This window comes from Knoellia altitudinis (assembly GCF_042666355.1).
Lineage (GTDB): Bacteria > Actinomycetota > Actinomycetes > Actinomycetales > Dermatophilaceae > Knoellia > Knoellia altitudinis.
The window spans coordinates 847,522-864,447 of sequence record NZ_JBHTDK010000001.1 but is presented as its reverse complement, the minus strand read 5'-3'; the positions used below and the strand labels follow the sequence as shown (position 1 = coordinate 864,447).

Sequence of the window (16,926 nt, the reverse complement as noted above, 5' to 3'; positions counted from 1 at the left end):
GAGACGCCGGTGGTGGGCACGCCTCCTCGGCCGGTGACCTGGAGGTGGACGGTGGAGTTGGGGGCGACGGCGGTGGCGGGAGCGCCGTTGCCGGTGCGCGTGTCCAGCAGTCGCGTCGGGGCGAGGGTGCGGTGGGCGCCTGCGGTGGTGGGGGTGCCGGAGCGGTGGTAGCCGGTGACGTCGGCGAGCAGGTGGGTGGTGCCGGAGGAGCGGTTGTGGAGGGAGATCTTGCCGCCGGCTCCGACCTGGGCGATGACGAGGTTGGCCACGGTCTGGTTGGGGGCGTAGTTGAGGCTGGAGCTGTTCGGGCGGGTGGTGCCGTCCGGGTGGGCGGTGACGTAGCCGCTGGAGGTGGGGGTGACGGCGGTGACGTTGAGGACGACGGTGGAGACGCCGGTGGTGGGCACGCCTCCTCGGCCGGTGACCTGGAGGTGGACGGTGGAGTTGGGGGCGACGGCGGTGGCGGGAGCGCCGTTGCCGGTGCGGGTGTCCAGGACCCGGGCCGGCGTCACGGCGACGAAGCTCCCGGGCACGGTGGCCGCCACGGATCTCGCCGAGGCGGCGGAGCCGGAAGCCGCGGTCGAGCCCCATGCCAGACCCGAGATGGCCAGCGCGAGAGCGGTCAGGAACAGCAGGAAAGTACGAACGGACCGTCTCATGGCATACCTCGGACAATGGGTTGGCCGAAGCGGCCGCCCGGCCCGACGAGGTCGTCGTCAAGGGCCCGAAAGGATGGCTTCGACACCACCCGAGTGGTGGGGGACGACATGCTGTCACAGTGGTTCGGATGGTAAAAGGGTCCAGCCCGAAGTGACTAGAGTGACTAGTTCTCCGCCCGCAGCCGCGGCGCTCAGTCGGCGTAAAGCACCCGGAAGCGCTCGCACACCACCGGCATGTCCTTGGCGAAGGCCTGGCCGTGGGTGGCGTGGTCGGTGAAGAAGCGCTCGTGCACGGTGCGCCAGTGCGCGAGGGACAGGTCCCCCTCGCCTTCGCGGCGCGCATGCTCCTCATCGACCTCGTCGAAGGGCACGACGGCGACCTGACTGGTCTCGATGAGCGCACGGGGCCGGCCCGAGCCGTCGAGGACGATGCCCAGGGTGCCCGGCTCCGGCAACGGCTCATCCTCGGCCTCGTAGTCCCATGCCGCACTGGCGGTCGCCGTCTTCACCCCGTCGAGCACGAGGCCGAGCAGCTCGTCGGCCTGCTCGGCCGTGGCGCCGAAGGACCAGGTCGGCGGCGGGACGGAGTCCAGGGGAGACGGCCCGAAGTAGGTCGGCACCTCGTTGAGGTGGGCGTGCAGCCGCGCGAGGTCCCAGAACGTGCGCACCTGCTCCTCCGCCGCCTCCTCGGCCGCTTCGTCGGCCGCGTCAGTCGCCGCCTCGGGCAGGTCGGTCGACTCGTCTGGGCGCGGCGGCTGCTCGTCGGTCATGGGCTCAGCGTGCCACTCCACGGCGCGTTCGTCCCGAGGCGGGCGCCGCCGGGTCGCGGTCGTCCTCGACACTGGGGTGATGCACGAGAGAAACAGCGAGGTGGCCGCACCGTGAGGGCCGTGATCTATGACGCCTACGGGCAGCCGCCCACACTGGCCGAGGTGCCCGAGCCCGCCTGCCCGCGCGATGGCGTCGTCATCGCGGTGCGGGCGACCGGGGTGTGCCGCTCGGACTGGCACGCGTGGAAGGGGCACGACCCCGTGACCCTGCCGCAGGTCCCTGGCCACGAGCTGGCCGGCACGGTCGCCGAGGTCGGCGCCGAGGTCAGGCAGTGGCAGGTCGGCGACCGGGTCACCGTGCCGTTCGTCTGCGGCTGCGGGGTGTGCGAGCTCTGCCGGTCGGGTGACGCGCAGGTCTGCCCCGACCAGACGCAGCCGGGCTTCACCGGACCCGGGTCCTTTGCCGACCGGGTCACGATCAATGCCGCCGACGTCAACCTCGTCGCCCTGCCGGACCCCATCGACTTCGTCACGGCAGCCTCTCTCGGCTGCCGCTTCGCCACCGCGTTCAGGGCGATCACGGCACACGGTCGCCTCCGCGCCGGCGACTGGCTGGCGGTCCACGGCTGCGGCGGCGTGGGGCTGTCAGCGGTGATGATCGGAGCGGCCCTCGGTGCCCGGGTCGTCGCGGTCGACATCTCCGCCGCAGCCCTCGACCGAGCCCGCGAGCTCGGCGCAGAGCACGTCGTCGACGCGGGCCGGGACGCTGACACCGCCGCCCTGATCCGCGAGATCACCCACGGAGGAGCCCACGTCTCGATCGATGCTCTCGGCACACCGACGACCGCCGCCGCGTCGGTGAGCTGCCTGCGCCGACGTGGCCGACACGTGCAGGTCGGCCTGCTGCTCGGTCCGGCCTCCACACCGCCCCTGCCCATGGACCGCGTCATCGCTCACGAGCTGGAGATCTACGGCTCGCACGGCATGGCGGCGCACGAGTACCCCGCCATGCTGGCCCTCGTCGAGGACGGCACGCTCCGCCCCGACCGCCTCGTCGGAGACGTCATCTCGCTGGACGAAGCCGGAGCGGCCCTGATGGCGATGGACCACCCCGCCACATCTCCGGGCATGACCGTCATCAGGCTCCCCGGCTGAGCGGAAACCGAGCCTAGATCCGGGGTCCGGTGGCCGGATTTCACCCGTGCGCAGGTGTCCGTGTAGCATTCCCGACGCACTCAGCCCGGGTCTGCCCGGTGCCTGAAAGGCCCCCTTAGCTCAGTCGGTAGAGCGTTTCCATGGTAAGGAAAAGGTCGTCGGTTCGATTCCGACAGGGGGCTCTGGTCAGAGCCATCACTACGTGACGGCCTCCGACCCCCAAGGCGGGGTAGCTCAGCTGGTTAGAGCGCACGACTCATAATCGTGAGGTCGCGGGATCGAGCCCCGCTCCCGCTACTCGGCGCGATTTCTGGGAATACCTGAACTCGCGTAGTCTGTTGTGCTGGTCGTCGCGTGAAACCCCTCGTGAACTAGCGCGACACACACTTTGCATCACACCACGATCACTTTTTCGAGAGCAGGTTGCCCCGATGGCCAAGGCCACTGACGTCCGCCCCAAGATCACCCTGGCGTGCACGGAGTGCAAGGAGCGCAACTACATCACCAAGAAGAACCGTCGGAACGACCCCGACCGGCTCGAGCTGGCGAAGTTCTGCCCCCGCTGCAAGAAGCACACCGAGCACCGCGAGACCCGCTGACCCCAGCGCCTCGTCCGACGAAGCCGCCCCACCTCACGGTGCCGGGCGGCTTCGTCGTGTCTAGGGACTTCCCCGCGGCTTGGCCTTGGTCCCTGACCCTGGGCCAGGCCACGGCTCAGCACCCGGCTCAGCCGCCGGTCAGCCGTCCCAGGAGCGGCGTCAACCGCGAGGGGAGACCCGTGCGGGCCTCTTGCGCATCGGACAGGCTGGCGAGTCGAAGCCCGGCGTTGACGCCGAGGTAGCGCAGCGGCTCCGGTTCCCACCGGGGCGAGACGTGGCCGACCCAGGGCAGCGAGGTGAGCGCCGTGCTCCGGCCGTTGATGAGGTCGGCCAGCGTGCGTCCGGCGAGGTTGCTCGCCGCCACACCGTCGCCGACGTAGCCACCGGCCCAGCCGACCCCGGCCGCTGCGTCGAAACCGACGGACGGCTGCCAGTCGCGTGCCACCGCCAACGGTCCACCCCAGGCGTGAGTGAACTCGACGTCGCCGACCTGCGGCAGGAGCGATGTCAGGGTGCGACGCAGCGCCGCGAAGACCGTGGCGTCGGCGTCGAAGCTGGGGTGGATGGCTGACCCCCAGTGGTAGGGCGCGCCCCGTCCCCCGAAGGCGATCCGGTCGTCCTCGGTGCGTTGGCCGTAGATGATGACGTGCCCGTGGTCCGAGAAGACCTCGCGACGAGCCAGCCCGATCTCGTCCCACACAGAGGCCGGCAGTGGCGCCGTCGCCACCATGAGCGAGTAGACCGGGACGACCTTGCGTCGCAGCCTGGGCAGTCGCGCCGTCCACGCCTCGGTGGCCCGCACGACCGCGCCGCTGCGCACGATCACGCCCCCGCTGACGCGCACCGCGCCCGGCTGCGCATCGAGCACGCGCACGCCCTCGACGATGCGTCCCCCGCGACGGCGCACCGCCGCAGCGAGGCCCTGCACCAGCCGCATCGGGTGGACCCGCGCGCAGTGCGGCGACCACGTCGCACCGTGGAGGTTGTCGACCGCGAGGAGGTCGTGCGCCTCGGCCGGGTCGAGCCACCGCGTGTCATGGCCCCACTGCTCGCTCTCGGCGACGGAGGTCATCGCGCGGTGGGCCTGGGCCCGGCCGCGCGCGGCGATGACCACACCACCGTGCGCGAAGTCGGCGTCGATGGCCTCCTCGCGGCAGACCTGCCCGACGTGCGTGACGGTGCTGCGCAGCTCGGCGAGCATGGCCTGTGCGGCGTCCCGGCCATGGGTGGCGGCGATGCGTGCCGGAGCCACCGGCCACAGCGACGACACCCAGCCCCCGTTGCGCCCGCTGGCGCCGAACCCCACGTGCTCGGCCTCGAGCACGAGGACGTCGAGGTCGGGACGGTCGCGCAGGAGGTAGTACGCGGTCCACAGACCCGTGTAGCCCGCTCCGACGATCGTGACGTCCGCGCGATCGGGTATGCCGGGTGGTTCCGCGGGCGACCGCCTCACGTTCTCCCACCACAGCGGCTGGGTCCAGGTCTCCACGGGCGGCGCCTCAGGCCGGGGTCTGGCTCACAGGTGGTTCTCGGCCTCGATGAGGACGCCGCGAAGTCGTTGTTCGATGTCGTCGAACTGCTCCTGGCCGACCGTGAGCGGAGGGGCGAGCTGGATGACGGGGTCGCCCCGGTCGTCGGCGCGGCAGTAGAGCCCGGCCTCGAACAGGGCCCTGGACAGGAAGCCACGCAACAGCCGCTCGGACTCGGCGTCGTCGAACGTCTCCCTTGTGGTCTTGTCCTTGACGAGCTCGATCCCGTAGAAGTAGCCGGCACCTCGGACGTCGCCGACGAGCGGCAGGTCGAGCAGTCGCTCGAGGGTGGCGCGGAACGCCGGTGCGTTCTCCTTGACCCGCTGGTTGAGGCCCTCACCCTCGAAGATGTCGAGGTTGGCCATCGCGACGGCGGCCGAGACGGGGTGGCCCCCGAAGGTGAAGCCGTGGGGGAAGGACGTCGTGCCCTTCTTGAACGGCTCGAAGAGGCGGTCGCTCGCGATCATGGCGCCGATGGGGGCATAGCCGGAGGTCATTCCCTTGGCGCAGGTGATGATGTCGGGGACGTAGCCGAAGTCGTCGCACGCAAACATGGACCCGATGCGACCGAAGGCGCAGATGACCTCGTCCGAGACGAGCAGCACGTCGTACTCGTCGCAGATCTCGCGCACGCGCTCGAAGTAGCCAGGAGGCGGCGGGAAGCAGCCGCCGGAGTTCTGCACGGGCTCGAGGAAGACGGCCGCGACCGTGTCCGGCCCCTCGAACTCGATCGCCTCGGCGATGCGGTCGGCGGCCCAGCGACCGAATGCCTTGTCGTCGTCGCGAAGGTGGTCGGGTGCGCGGTAGAGGTTGGTGTTGGGCACCTTCAGTGCACCGGGGACCAGCGGCTCGAAAGCCTCCTTGGCTGCCGGGATCCCGGTGATCGACAGGGCGCCGTGGGGGGTCCCGTGGTAGGCGACCGCTCGGCTGATCACCTTCGTCTTGCTGGGCTTGCCGGTGAGCTTGAAGTACTGCTTCGCGAGCTTCCACGCGGTCTCGACGGCCTCGCCGCCCCCCGTGGTGAAGAAGACCCGGTTGAGGTCGCCGGGTGCTCCTGCGGCCAGGCGTTCGGCGAGGGCGATGGCCGGCGGGTGGGCGTAGGACCACAGCGGGAAGAACGCGAGCTTCCTGGCCTGCTCGGCAGCAGCCTCGGCGAGCTCCTCCCGCCCGTGCCCGACCTGCACGACGAACAGCCCGGAGAGCCCGTCGATGTAGGAGTTGCCGCGGTCGTCCCAGATGGTGTGCCCCTCGCCGCGGGTGATGACGGGCACCGATCCGCCGTCCTCGAAGACGGAGTGCCGGGTGAAGTGCATCCACAGGTGGTCGCGGGCGGCGTCCTGGTAGGAGGTGCCGGCGGGTGTCGTCTGCGGTTCAGTGCTCGGTTCGGTCATCGCGTGCCCCAGTCGTAGTGCTGCTTGTTGAGTTTGAGATAGACGAAGGTCTCGGTCGAGACGACTCCAGGCATGCGACGCATCCGCTGCGTGATGAGCTCGAGCAGGTGGTCGTCGTCCTCGCACACGACTTCGCAGAGGAGGTCGAACGTGCCGGCGGTCGTCACGAGGTAGTCGACCTCGGGCAGCTCGGTGAGCTTGTCGGCGACGGCCAGGAGGTCACCGTCGGTGCGGACGCCGATCATGGCCTGCCGGCGAAAGCCCAGCTGCAAGGGGTCGGTGACCGCGACGATCTGCATGACGCCGGCGTCGAGGAGGCGCTGGACCCGGGTCCGGATGGCCGCCTCGGACAGCCCGACCTCCTTCGCGAGGGCGGCATAGGAGCGCCGACCGTCCTGCTGGAGGATCTCGACGATGCGCTTGGCCACGTCGTCGAGACGCGCCTCGGGCGGCTCCACGATGGCTCTGGCTGGTTGGCTCACGCCGACATGGTGACGCGGATTGCTCCGATCCGCAACCAGCTGACCGTTGGTATCCCTACTTCAGAGGTGTCCAACCTATCGATTCCTTATCGACTGCCGCCAAACTCTGGTTTTTCCACGCTTCGTCTGACTAGAGTGCGACATCGATTGACCCCAAGGAGGTCCAGGTCGTGAGTGAGCCCCGAGTCCTGCGCAACTTCGTCGGCGGCGCCTACGCGGATGCCCGAGGTGAGGCCAGGCAGGACATCGTCAACCCGGCCACGGGCGCCGTCGTGGCCAGCGCAGCGGTGAGCAACGAAGCCGACGTCGACGCGGCATACGCCGCAGCGAGCACAGCGTTCGGCGAGTGGGGTCGCACGACTCCGAGCGAGCGGCAGCAGGCCCTCCTGCACCTCGCCGACGCGATCGAGTCCAGGGCGGACGAGTTCGTCCATCTCGAGGCCGAGAACACCGGCAAGCCGCATGCGCTCACAGCAAGCGAGGAGCTGCCCCCGGCGATCGACCAAGTGCGCTTCTTCGCCGGAGCTGCCCGCATCCTCGAGGGACGCGCCGCGGGGGAGTACCTGGCAGGGCACACGTCCTGGATCCGGCGCGAACCGATCGGCGTCATCGGCCAGGTCACACCCTGGAACTACCCGTTCATGATGGCGATCTGGAAGATCGCGCCTGCGCTCGCGGCCGGGAACACGGTCGTGCTCAAGCCGAGCGACACCACTCCCGAGACATCCCTCCTGCTGGCCGAGATCGCCTCCGAGTTCCTGCCGGCGGGCACGCTCAACGTCGTCACGGGAGACCGAGGCACGGGGCGGCTGCTCGTCGAACACCGCACTCCCGCAATGGTCTCCATCACCGGATCGGTCCGGGCCGGGGCAGAGGTCGCGGCGAGTGCGGCACCTCAGGTCAAGCGGGTCCACCTCGAGCTCGGGGGCAAGGCACCGGTCATCGTCTTCGACGACGCCGACATCGAGGCGGCCGTCGAGGGCATCGCCGTCGCGGGTTACTTCAACGCCGGACAGGACTGCACGGCCGCGACGCGCGTGCTCGTCGGGCCACGGATCCACGGCGACTTCGTCGCCGCCCTGGGCGACTTCGCGCGCACGAACGCCAAAGTGGGTATGCCGGACGATCCGGACGCGCTTCTCGGTCCGGTCAACAACGTGGCCCAGCTCGAACGGGTCAGCGGCTTCATCGACCGGCTTCCTGACCACGCGTCCCTCGTGGCTGGAGGACATCGCGTCGCCGGCCTCGGTGACGGCTACTTCCTCGAGCCGACGGTCCTCGCCGGTCTGCGTCAGGACGACGAGCAGATCCAGAACGAGATCTTCGGCCCGGTGATCACCGTCCAGTCCTTCACCGACGAGGCAGAGGCCCTCCAGTGGGCCAACGGTGTCGACTACGCGCTGGCATCCTCCGTGTGGACCAAGGACTTCGGCCGGGCCATGCGGATGAGTGCGGCCCTCGACTTCGGGTGCGTGTGGATCAACACCCACATCCCCATCGTGGCGGAGATGCCGCACGGTGGGTTCAAGCGCTCCGGCTACGGCAAGGACCTGTCGATGTACGGGTTCGAGGACTACACCCGGATCAAGCACGTCATGGCCAACATCGAGAGCTGAGCGGACCGTGCACTCCCACCCCACCCGCAGGAGAGACCGATGAACGAACGGACCCCCATCACCCCCATGCAGGCCGCGTTCCTGCGCGGCGTGCTGAGTCGGCGCAGCCTGATGCTGGGCTCAGCCGGTCTGGGCGTCACCGCACTGGCTGCGTGCGGCTCGGCGGGCAAGAGCCCCAGCACGGGCTCGTCCGCGTCCGTCACACCGACTGCCAAGGCTGCGGAGGACCTGTCCGCCACGGAGAAGGTGGTCAACTGGTCGAACTGGCAGCAGTACATCGACGTGTCGGAGGACGAGAAGAGCAACCCCACGCTCGATGCTTTCACCGCGGCCACCGGGATCAAGGTCAACTACACCGAGGACTACAACGACAACGACGAGTTCTACGCCAAGGTCCGACCGCTCCTGGACGGCGGCAAGGACACGGGTCGAGACGTCTGGTGCTCGACCGACTGGATGGTCGCCCGGTTGATCCGGCAGGGCTATGTCCAGCCGCTCGACAAGGCGAACATCCCGAACGCCAAGAATCTCGAGCCGAGCTTCCAGGACGTGTCGTTCGACCCGGGACGCAAGTACTCCCTCCCATGGCAGGCCGGCTTCGCCTGTATCGGGTACAACACGAAGGCGACGGGCGGCAAGAAGGTCGAGTCCATGACCCAGCTGCTCACGGACCCCTCGCTCAAGGGCAAGGTCACTCTGCTCTCGGAGATGCGCGACTCCGTCGGCCTCGTCCTGCTCGAGCAGGGCAAGGACCCGGCCAGCTTCACCGCGGCCGACTTCGACGCCGCGATCGAGATGATCCAGAAGGCCAAGGACGCCGGTCAGATCCAGAAGTTCACCGGCAACGAGTACACCGATGGCCTCAGTGCCGGTGACATCGCGGCCTGCGTCGCCTGGTCCGGTGACGTCGCCTCGCTCGGCCTCGACGCGCCCGAGCTGGGCCTGACGCTGCCCGCGGCCGGCTACATGCTGTGGTCGGACAACTTCGTGATCCCCGCCATGGCCAAGCACAAGACCAACGCCGAGAAGCTCATCAACTACTACTACGACCCGGCGGTCATGGGCGAGGTCGAGGCCTGGGTGAACTACATCTCGCCGGTCGCGGGCACGAAGGAGGCCGTCGTGGCGATCGACGCCAGCCTCGCCGAGAACGAGCTGATCTTCCCGTCGGCGCAGACGCTGTCCAAGGCCAAGAAGTTCCGTGATCTCTCCGCCGAGGAGGAGTCCACCTTCACCCGGCAGTTCACGGACTTGGCGACGGGCTGATGGCGACGGAGAGCTCCGGGAACCTGCGGCTGTCGGGCCTGACCAAGGACTTCGACACGTTCACCGCGGTCCACCCGATGGACCTGGTGATCCCGCAGGGCACGTTCTTCGCCCTGCTTGGCCCCTCCGGCTGCGGGAAGACCACGACCCTGCGCATGGTGGCCGGTCTGGAACAACCCAGTGCGGGTCAGATCTTCATCGGTGACACGGACATCACCGACACCAAGGCCTACCGCCGCAACGTCAACACGGTGTTCCAGTCCTATGCCCTCTTCCCGCACCTCAACGTGCTGGACAACGTGGCGTTCGGTCTGAAGAGGCGCGGAGACAAGGACGCGAGGTCCAAGGCCCTCGAGGCCCTGGAGCTCGTGCAGCTCACCAACGTCGCAAAGCACAGACCGGCGCAGCTCTCGGGTGGCATGCAACAGCGGGTCGCCCTGGCGCGGGCCCTGGTCAACCGACCCGACGTGCTGCTGCTCGACGAGCCGTTGGGCGCCCTGGACCTCAAGCTGCGTCGCCAGATGCAGGTCGAGCTGAAGCAGATCCAGACCTCGGTCGGCCTCACGTTCATCCACGTGACGCACGACCAGGAGGAGGCCATGACCATGGCCGACACCGTCGCCGTGATGAACCGCGGACGGATCGAGCAGATGGGTGCCCCGGCCGAGCTCTATGACCTGCCGAAGACCGGGTTCGTCGCGAACTTCCTCGGTCAGTCCAACCTGGGGATCGGCCCGATCACGGGCCGCGACGGGGATCTCCTCGTCGCCGAGATCGACGGGTCCAAGGTGAGCATCCCCGCGTCGCGGTCCACGGTGGCCAGCGGCGATGTGATGTTCGGGGTGCGGCCCGAGAAGGTGCGCATCTCGAGGGACCAGCCGCAGGGCGTGGGGAGCGACCTCAAGGCCACGGTCGTCGACGTGTCCTTCAGCGGTGTGGCAACCCAGTACCTCGTGAAGACGGCGAGCGGCAGCACGTGGAGTGTCTACGAGCAGAACCTGGACGTGGACCCGGTCGACCTTCGCCCGGGTGACGAGGTCTGGCTGGCCTGGGACTCCGGCCACGCGTTCGGAGTCCCCGCCACCGACGCGCCCGAGGCCGCGAGCGCCCTCGAGGAGATCTGATGGCCGACCTCGCGCTGGGTGGCGCCCGCGCAGTCGTGCCGGTGCGACGCGGTCGTTGGGTGCCCTACGCGCTTCTCTTTCCGGGACTCCTCTGGTTGGCGGTGTTCTTCGTGGCGCCGATGCTCACGCTGGGGTCCCAGTCGCTCCAGGAAGGCAACGTCGACGAGGGCTACACCTTCACCGGCAACGTGGCCATCTACTCGGAGGCCATCCAGCGCTACCTGCCGCACCTGGTGCGTTCGATCGGTTATGCGGCAACGGCCACGGTCCTTGCGCTGGTCCTGGGCTACCCGCTGGCCTACTTCATGGCCCAGAAGGCGGGGAGGTGGAAGAACATCCTGCTCGTGCTCGTCATCGCGCCGTTCTTCACCAGCTTCCTGATCCGCACCCTGGCCTGGCGCAACATCCTGTCCGACGACGGCCCCGTCGTGGCGTTCGCCCAGTCCACAGGCCTGACGAGCCTGTTGCAGGCTGTCGGCCTCACCGGCAACGACACCCTGCTGGCGTCGAAGTTCGCCGTCATCTGTGGACTGACCTACAACTTCCTGCCCTTCATGATCCTGCCGCTCTATGCCTCGCTCGAGCGTCTGGACGGTCGGCTCCTGGAGGCGGCGGCCGACCTCTACGCTTCGCCGGCGCAGGTCTTCCGTCGGGTGACGTGGCCGTTGTCGCTGCCCGGGGTCGTGGCCGGCACCCTCCTCACGTTCATCCCGGCCGCGGGTGACTTCATCAACTCGCGCCTCCTCGGCAACACCCAGACGGTGATGATCGGTCAGGTCATCGACAGCCAGTTCCTCCGGGTGCTGGACTATCCGCTGGCCGCGGCGCTCTCGTTCATCCTGCTGACCATGATCGTCGTTCTCGTCGCGGCCTACGTGCGCCGGGCCGGCACCGAGGAGCTGGTCTGAGTGGCCGTTCTTGCGTGGGTCCGCCGGCACCTGCTGGCGTTCGTGGCGATCGTCGTCCTGCTCTACCTGCTCATACCCAACGTCGTGGTGGCCGTGTTCTCCTTCAACGACCCCGTGGGCAAGTTCAACTACAACTGGTCGCGCTTCTCCACCGACGCATGGACCAACCCCTGTGGCTCTCCGGGGATCTGCGAGTCCCTTGGACTGAGCCTGCGGATCGGGCTGACGGCCTCCGTCATCGCCACGATCCTGGGCACGATGGTGGCGCTGGCCCTCGGGCGCTACCGGTTCAAAGGACGTTCTGCGACGAACCTCCTCATCTTCGTCCCCATGGCCACTCCCGAGGTCGTCATGGGCTCCAGCCTGCTCACGCTGTTCCTCATGTTGGGTGTTCCTCAGGGCGGCAGGGCGATCCTCATCGCCCACATCATGTTCTGTCTCTCCTTCGTCGTGGTGGCAGTCAAGGCGCGCGTGTCGACGCTCGACCCACAGCTCGAGGAGGCCGCCGCAGACCTTGGGGCCTCTGCGACCCAGACCTTTCTGCGGGTCACGTTGCCCCTTGCCGCACCCGGTATCGCCGCCGGCGGGCTGCTGGCCTTCTCGCTGAGCTTCGACGACTACATCATCACCAACTTCAACGCGTCACCCAGCTCGATCACCTTCCCCATGTTCGTGTGGGGAGCCTCCCAACGAGGAGTGCCGGTGCAGGTCAACGTCATCGGCACCGTGATGCTCTTCCTCGCGCTGGCCATCGTGGTCGCAGCCCAGCTGCTCGGCGCTCGACGACGCAAAGGAGCCTGACGATGCGTGTTCTCATGATCGGTGCCGGCGGGGTCGGTGACGCGGCCGCGCGCATCGCGGCCGAGCGAGACTTCTTCGAGGCGTGGTTCGTGGCCGACTACGACCTGACCCGGGCGGAGCGGACCGTGGCGGCGGTGCAGTCCCGCAGCGCAAAGGAGTCGCGGTTCACGGCCCTCCAGGTGGACGCGTCCTCGGCCACTGCGGTCTCGGAGCTCGCGACGGAGGTGGGGGCGACCCACGTGTTCAATGCCGTCGACCCTCGCTTCGTCATGCCGATCTTCGAGGGAGCGCTCGCGGCGGGTGCGGACTACCTCGACATGGCCATGAGCCTGTCCGAGCGCCATCCGGAGGAGCCCTACGCGAGGGCCCACGTCAAGCTCGGCGATCGTCAGTTCGCCCAGCAGGAGTCGTGGGAGCAGTCCGGGCGCCTGGCGCTGCTCGGCATCGGTGTGGAGCCCGGGCTCTCGGACGTCTTCGCCCGGTATGCCGCGGACCACCTGTTCTCGCACATCGACGAGCTCGGCACTCGCGACGGTGCCAACCTCGTCATCCGCGACGACGCGGGCAACGAGATCTTTGCGCCCGGTTTCTCGATGTGGACGATCATCGAGGAGTGCCTCAACCCGCCGGTCGTGTGGGAACGCGCCCGGGCCACACGACCCGATGGCACGGTCGACCTCGACAGGGGCTTCTTCACCCTTCCGGCGTTCAGCGATCCCGAGATGTTCGACTTCCCCGAGGGCATCGGTCCGGTGGAGTGCGTCCACGTCGAGCACGAGGAGGTTCTCCTCATGCCCCGATGGGTCGATGCCGAGAAGGTGACCTTCAAGTACGGGCTCGGCGCCGAGATGATCGCCATGCTCAAGACCCTGCAGACCCTGGGACTGGACTCGACGACGCCGATCGAGGTCAAGGGCGTCATGGTCGCCCCGCGTGATGTCGTGGCCGCGGCCCTGCCCGACCCTGGAACCATTGGGCCACGCATGGAAGGCAATACCTGCGCCGGCCTCTGGGTCACCGGAACCGGCAAGGACGGCCGGCCCCGACGGACCTACCTCTACCACGTGGTGGACAACGCGGACTCGATGCGCGACTACGACGCCCAGTGCGTGGTGTGGCAGACAGCGATCAACCCGGTCGTGGCGTTGGAGCTGCTCGCCTCGGGTGTCTGGACCGGCACGGGCGTCCTCGGTCCGGAGGCCTTCGACGCTGCACCTTTCCTCGACCTGCTCGCTGCACCCAGGCCGCAGGGCTACGGGTCACCGTGGGGCATGGAGGACCGATGAGCGCGCCGGTCGAACAACGTCGCATCCTGGCCACGGCCATCCCGGGACCGCGGTCCCTGGAGCTCCAGGCCCGCAGGCGCGTCGCCGTGTCCGCGGGCGTGGGCACGGCGCTGCCCGTCTACGTCGAGCGCGCCGGCGGCGGGATCCTCGTCGACGTTGACGGCAACCAGCTCATCGACTTCGGTTCGGGCATCGCCGTGACGACCGTGGGCAACGCCGCCCCGCGGGTGGTCGAGGCGGTGCGCCGTCAGGTGGAGGACTTCACCCACACCTGCTTCATGATCACGCCCTACGAGGAGTACGTCGCCGTCTGCGAGAAGCTCGCGGACCACACGCCCGGGAGGCACGAGAAGCGTTCGGCGCTGTTCAACTCCGGTGCAGAGGCCGTCGAGAACGCCGTGAAGATCGCGCGCTCGGCCACTGGCCGGTCGACCGTGGTGGTGTTCGACCACGCCTATCACGGGCGCACGAACCTCACGATGGCCCTCACCGCCAAGAACCTGCCCTACAAGCAGGGATTCGGACCCTTCGCCGGCGACATCCATCGCGTGCCGATGGCCTATCCGTACCGCTGGCCCACCGGTCCGGAGCGGTGTGCCGAGGAGGCCTTCGCCGCGTTCGTCGACTCGGTCCACACGCAGGTGGGCGAGGGCAACGTCGCAGCGGTGCTCATCGAGCCCATCCAGGGCGAGGGCGGCTTCATCGTCCCGCCGCCCGCGTACCTCACCGCCGTCGCCGACTGGTGTCGCGAGAACGGGATCGTCTTCATCGCCGACGAGATCCAGACCGGTTTCTGTCGCACCGGTGACTGGTTCGCCTGCGACGCAGAAGGGGTTGTGCCCGATCTGGTGACCACTGCCAAGGGCATGGCTGGCGGCCTGCCGCTCGCGGCAGTGACGGGACGCGCCGACCTCATGGACGCCGTCCATCCCGGCGGACTCGGCGGCACCTACGGCGGGAACCCCGTGGCCTGCGCGGCGGCGCTCGCCGCCATCGAGACCATGGAGGTGGAGGACCTTGCCGGCCGCGCCCGATCCGTCGAGGGCATCATCCGTCCGCGACTCGAAGCACTCTCCGCGACCCACCCCGGCGTGATCGGCGAGATCCGCGGCCGCGGGGCGATGCTCGCCATCGAGCTGGTCACCGACATCGACTCCAAGGCGCCCGACGGCCCTCTGGCTGCGGCAGTCCAGGCGGCGTGTGCCCAGCAGGGCCTCGTGACCCTGACCTGCGGCACGTGGGGCAACGTCCTGCGCTTCCTCCCGCCGCTGTCGATGCCCGACGACCTCCTCGACGAAGGGCTCGACCTCTTCGACGGTGCGTTCGGTGAGGCGCTCTCAGGGCGAGGCCAGTGAGGTCCGCCGGGTGCGCTGGGTAGGGTGACGGCATGCCTGTCAACGTCGCCTTCGAGGGTCGGTCCTATCCGCCAAGCGGTCCGTATGCCGTGAGCGCAGCGCAGATCGCTGCCTTCGCCGATGCGGTGGGGTCGGACGACCCCATGCACCGTGACGCCGAGGTGGCCCGGGCCGCCGGCTACGCCGACGTCATCGCTTCCCCGACGTTGGCCGTGGCTATCGCCCAGCACTGCGACCGCGTCTACGTCGTCGACCCCGAGGCCGGTATCGACTACAACCGCGTCGTCCACGGTGAGCAGCGCCTCGTCCACCACCGCCCGATCACGGCCGGCGACGAGCTCCTCGGTGAGACCACCGTGGACTCCATCCGGATGGCTGGTGGCCACGCCATGATCACGACCCGCACCGAGCTCAGCGCGGCGGGCGAGCCCGTCTGCACGTCGACGTCGACGATCGTCGTCCGGGGAGGCGAGGACACGTGAGCGTCCGCACAGCAGCAGAGACCGCGGCCGGTGACGTCTTCGGGCCCGTGACCGTGCCCGTCGGCCGCGACACCCTGGTCGCCTACGCCCGCGCCTCGGGTGACGGCAACCCCATCCACCAGGACGAGGAGTTCGCGAAGTCCGTCGGGCTGCCCGACGTCATCGCCCACGGCATGTGGACGCTCGGCGCGGCCGGCTCGGTCGTGTCCGCGTGGGCCGGGGGAGCGGGGCGGGTCGTCGAGTTCGGGGCACGCTTCATCAAGCCGGTGGTCGTGCCGGCCGCAGGGGCCGAGGTCCTCATCGACGGCACGGTCAAGGCCGTCGACCCCGACACGCGTTGCGCGACCCTCGACGTGACCGTCACCTCCGGCGGCGCCAAGGTCCTCGGCCGGTGCACGGCCGTCATCCAGCTCGACTGATGCAGGAGTCCCACGACGCCCCGCTGTCCGAGCACACGACGATGCGCGTGGGTGGACCGGCCCAGCGGCTCGTCGTCGCGGAGACGATCGACGAGGTCGTCGACGCCGTCCGCGAGGTCGACGACGCGCAGGAGCCCCTGCTCCTCCTCGGTGGCGGCTCCAACCTCGTCGTCTCCGACACCGGGTTCGCCGGCACGGTCGTCAAGGTCGCGACGTCCGGCGTCGTCGTGGAGTCCGACGACTCCTGCGGTGGTGCGATGGTCCGCGTCGCTGCCGGCGAGGTCTGGGACGACCTCGTCATGCAGGCGGTAGCGCAGGGGTGGTCCGGGATCGAGGCGCTGAGCGGCATACCCGGATCGACCGGTGCCACGCCGGTGCAGAACGTCGGCGCCTACGGCCAGGAGGTCTCGCAGACGATCGCGCGGGTGCGGGTCTGGGACCGCGGCACCCAGGAGGTGCGGACCATGAGCGCCTCCCAGTGCGCCTTCACCTACCGGCACTCCCTCTTCAAGTCGAGCTCCAACTTCGTCGTGCTCGACGTGACCTTCCAGCTCAGGGTGGCCGACCTGTCGCAGCCGATCGCCTATGCCGACCTCGCCGCTGGGCTCGGCGTCGACGTCGGCGCGCGCGTGCCGCTCGCCGACGCACGGGAGGCAGTGCTCGACCAGCGACGCCGACGCGGCATGGTCCTCGACGCGGCCGACCACGACACCTGGAGCTGCGGCTCGTTCTTCACCAACCCGATCATGTCTCCGGACCGCTTCGAGGCCCTCGAGTCCCGGGTGCGACGCGAGCTCGGTGCCGACGCACCCGCCCCGCCGCGGTTCGCCGACGCGAGCGGTGGTGTCAAGACGAGCGCCGCCTGGCTGATCGACAGGGCAGGGTTCGGCAAGGGCTTCGGTATGCCGGGTCCCGCCGCCCTGTCGACGAAGCACACCCTCGCGGTCACCAACCGTGGGTCCGCGACGGCCGCCGACGTCGCAGCGCTGGCCCGGCAGGTCCGCGACGGGGTGCACGACCGGTTCGGTGTCACCTTGGTCAACGAACCGGTCCTTGTCGGCCACGAGCTCTGAGAGAGGCACGG

The 16,926-nt window shown here is 69.1% G+C and carries 17 protein-coding genes and 2 tRNA genes; 14 read left to right on the top strand and 5 right to left on the bottom strand.

What is annotated here, in order from left to right; genetic code table 11:
• On the bottom strand, positions 1-659 hold a 659-nt coding region (locus ACFQW8_RS04080), incomplete at its 3' end, for a hypothetical protein (protein WP_380085685.1).
• A 191-nt stretch (positions 660-850) separates the two neighbouring features.
• Positions 851-1,429, bottom strand: a complete 579-nt coding sequence (locus tag ACFQW8_RS04075; protein WP_380085684.1) for an ASCH domain-containing protein — start codon at positions 1,427-1,429, stop codon at positions 851-853.
• 111 nt (positions 1,430-1,540) lie between these two features.
• Here ACFQW8_RS04075 and ACFQW8_RS04070 point away from each other — a divergent pair, with 111 nt between their 5' ends.
• The 4 genes from ACFQW8_RS04070 to rpmG all read left to right on the top strand — a co-directional run bounded on the left by ACFQW8_RS04070 (position 1,541) and on the right by rpmG (position 3,183).
• The gene (locus ACFQW8_RS04070; RefSeq protein ID WP_380085683.1) at positions 1,541-2,584 is read left to right on the top strand and encodes a zinc-dependent alcohol dehydrogenase family protein; all 1,044 of its coding nucleotides are present in this window, start codon (positions 1,541-1,543) and stop codon (positions 2,582-2,584) included.
• Between the two features lie 109 nt (positions 2,585-2,693).
• Positions 2,694-2,766: transfer RNA gene (locus tag ACFQW8_RS04065), tRNA-Thr, on the top strand.
• 41 nt (positions 2,767-2,807) lie between these two features.
• Positions 2,808-2,881: transfer RNA gene (locus ACFQW8_RS04060), tRNA-Met, on the top strand.
• Between the two features lie 134 nt (positions 2,882-3,015).
• Positions 3,016-3,183: a 50S ribosomal protein L33 gene (rpmG, locus tag ACFQW8_RS04055; RefSeq protein ID WP_009776014.1), complete on the top strand. Its 168-nt coding sequence runs from the start codon at positions 3,016-3,018 to the stop codon at positions 3,181-3,183.
• A 127-nt stretch (positions 3,184-3,310) separates the two neighbouring features.
• Here the strand turns inward: rpmG and ACFQW8_RS04050 are convergent, their stop codons facing one another.
• Genes ACFQW8_RS04050 through ACFQW8_RS04040 form a run of 3 tightly spaced genes read right to left on the bottom strand, consistent with a single transcriptional unit; the run spans position 3,311 to position 6,585 of the window.
• Complete coding sequence (locus ACFQW8_RS04050; RefSeq protein WP_380085682.1) at positions 3,311-4,672, bottom strand: NAD(P)/FAD-dependent oxidoreductase; 1,362 nt, start codon at positions 4,670-4,672, stop codon at positions 3,311-3,313.
• 27 nt (positions 4,673-4,699) lie between these two features.
• Positions 4,700-6,103, bottom strand: a complete 1,404-nt coding sequence (locus ACFQW8_RS04045) for an aspartate aminotransferase family protein (RefSeq protein ID WP_380085681.1) — start codon at positions 6,101-6,103, stop codon at positions 4,700-4,702.
• The gene (locus tag ACFQW8_RS04040) at positions 6,100-6,585 is read right to left on the bottom strand and encodes an Lrp/AsnC family transcriptional regulator (protein ID WP_380085680.1); all 486 of its coding nucleotides are present in this window, start codon (positions 6,583-6,585) and stop codon (positions 6,100-6,102) included. Before ACFQW8_RS04040 ends, ACFQW8_RS04045 begins: the two co-directional genes overlap by 4 nt.
• A 170-nt stretch (positions 6,586-6,755) precedes the next feature.
• On the opposite strand from ACFQW8_RS04040, the gene ACFQW8_RS04035 reads away from it, so the two are divergent.
• Genes ACFQW8_RS04035 through ACFQW8_RS03990 form a run of 10 tightly spaced genes read left to right on the top strand, consistent with a single transcriptional unit; the run spans position 6,756 to position 16,915 of the window.
• On the top strand, positions 6,756-8,201 hold the full coding sequence (locus ACFQW8_RS04035) for a gamma-aminobutyraldehyde dehydrogenase (protein ID WP_380085679.1): 1,446 nt from the start codon (positions 6,756-6,758) through the stop codon (positions 8,199-8,201).
• A gap of 39 nt (positions 8,202-8,240) precedes the next feature.
• Entirely contained in the window at positions 8,241-9,467 is a 1,227-nt protein-coding gene (locus tag ACFQW8_RS04030; protein ID WP_380085678.1) for an ABC transporter substrate-binding protein, read from the top strand.
• The gene (locus ACFQW8_RS04025; protein WP_380085677.1) at positions 9,467-10,591 is read left to right on the top strand and encodes an ABC transporter ATP-binding protein; all 1,125 of its coding nucleotides are present in this window, start codon (positions 9,467-9,469) and stop codon (positions 10,589-10,591) included. Before ACFQW8_RS04030 ends, ACFQW8_RS04025 begins: the two co-directional genes overlap by 1 nt.
• Positions 10,591-11,499 (top strand): ABC transporter permease, encoded by a 909-nt coding sequence (locus ACFQW8_RS04020; protein ID WP_380085676.1) that lies wholly within the window; start codon positions 10,591-10,593, stop codon positions 11,497-11,499. Before ACFQW8_RS04025 ends, ACFQW8_RS04020 begins: the two co-directional genes overlap by 1 nt.
• On the top strand, positions 11,500-12,300 hold the full coding sequence (locus ACFQW8_RS04015; RefSeq protein WP_380085675.1) for an ABC transporter permease: 801 nt from the start codon (positions 11,500-11,502) through the stop codon (positions 12,298-12,300).
• A gap of 2 nt (positions 12,301-12,302) precedes the next feature.
• Positions 12,303-13,586: a saccharopine dehydrogenase family protein gene (locus ACFQW8_RS04010; protein ID WP_380085674.1), complete on the top strand. Its 1,284-nt coding sequence runs from the start codon at positions 12,303-12,305 to the stop codon at positions 13,584-13,586.
• A complete protein-coding gene (gene gabT, locus ACFQW8_RS04005; protein ID WP_380085673.1) occupies positions 13,583-14,941 on the top strand; it encodes a 4-aminobutyrate--2-oxoglutarate transaminase in 1,359 nt (452 codons plus the stop codon). Before ACFQW8_RS04010 ends, gabT begins: the two co-directional genes overlap by 4 nt.
• 32 nt (positions 14,942-14,973) lie before the next feature.
• Positions 14,974-15,423: an FAS1-like dehydratase domain-containing protein gene (locus tag ACFQW8_RS04000; protein WP_380085672.1), complete on the top strand. Its 450-nt coding sequence runs from the start codon at positions 14,974-14,976 to the stop codon at positions 15,421-15,423.
• The gene (locus tag ACFQW8_RS03995) at positions 15,420-15,842 is read left to right on the top strand and encodes a MaoC/PaaZ C-terminal domain-containing protein (RefSeq protein ID WP_380085671.1); all 423 of its coding nucleotides are present in this window, start codon (positions 15,420-15,422) and stop codon (positions 15,840-15,842) included. Before ACFQW8_RS04000 ends, ACFQW8_RS03995 begins: the two co-directional genes overlap by 4 nt.
• Complete coding sequence (locus ACFQW8_RS03990; protein ID WP_380085670.1) at positions 15,842-16,915, top strand: UDP-N-acetylmuramate dehydrogenase; 1,074 nt, start codon at positions 15,842-15,844, stop codon at positions 16,913-16,915. Before ACFQW8_RS03995 ends, ACFQW8_RS03990 begins: the two co-directional genes overlap by 1 nt.
• Positions 16,916-16,926 lie beyond the last annotated feature (11 nt).

Coding starts and splice junctions, on each gene's coding strand:
- ACFQW8_RS04000 (WP_380085672.1), top strand. CDS start 14,974: ATGCCTGTCAACGTCGCCTTCGAGGGTCGGTCCTATCCGCCAAGCGGT.
- ACFQW8_RS04025 (WP_380085677.1), top strand. CDS start 9,467: ATGGCGACGGAGAGCTCCGGGAACCTGCGGCTGTCGGGCCTGACCAAG.
- ACFQW8_RS04020 (WP_380085676.1), top strand. CDS start 10,591: ATGGCCGACCTCGCGCTGGGTGGCGCCCGCGCAGTCGTGCCGGTGCGA.
- ACFQW8_RS04010 (WP_380085674.1), top strand. CDS start 12,303: ATGCGTGTTCTCATGATCGGTGCCGGCGGGGTCGGTGACGCGGCCGCG.
- gabT (WP_380085673.1), top strand. CDS start 13,583: ATGAGCGCGCCGGTCGAACAACGTCGCATCCTGGCCACGGCCATCCCG.
- ACFQW8_RS04075 (WP_380085684.1), bottom strand. CDS start 1,429: ATGACCGACGAGCAGCCGCCGCGCCCAGACGAGTCGACCGACCTGCCC.
- ACFQW8_RS03990 (WP_380085670.1), top strand. CDS start 15,842: ATGCAGGAGTCCCACGACGCCCCGCTGTCCGAGCACACGACGATGCGC.
- ACFQW8_RS04045 (WP_380085681.1), bottom strand. CDS start 6,103: ATGACCGAACCGAGCACTGAACCGCAGACGACACCCGCCGGCACCTCC.
- ACFQW8_RS04030 (WP_380085678.1), top strand. CDS start 8,241: ATGAACGAACGGACCCCCATCACCCCCATGCAGGCCGCGTTCCTGCGC.
- rpmG (WP_009776014.1), top strand. CDS start 3,016: ATGGCCAAGGCCACTGACGTCCGCCCCAAGATCACCCTGGCGTGCACG.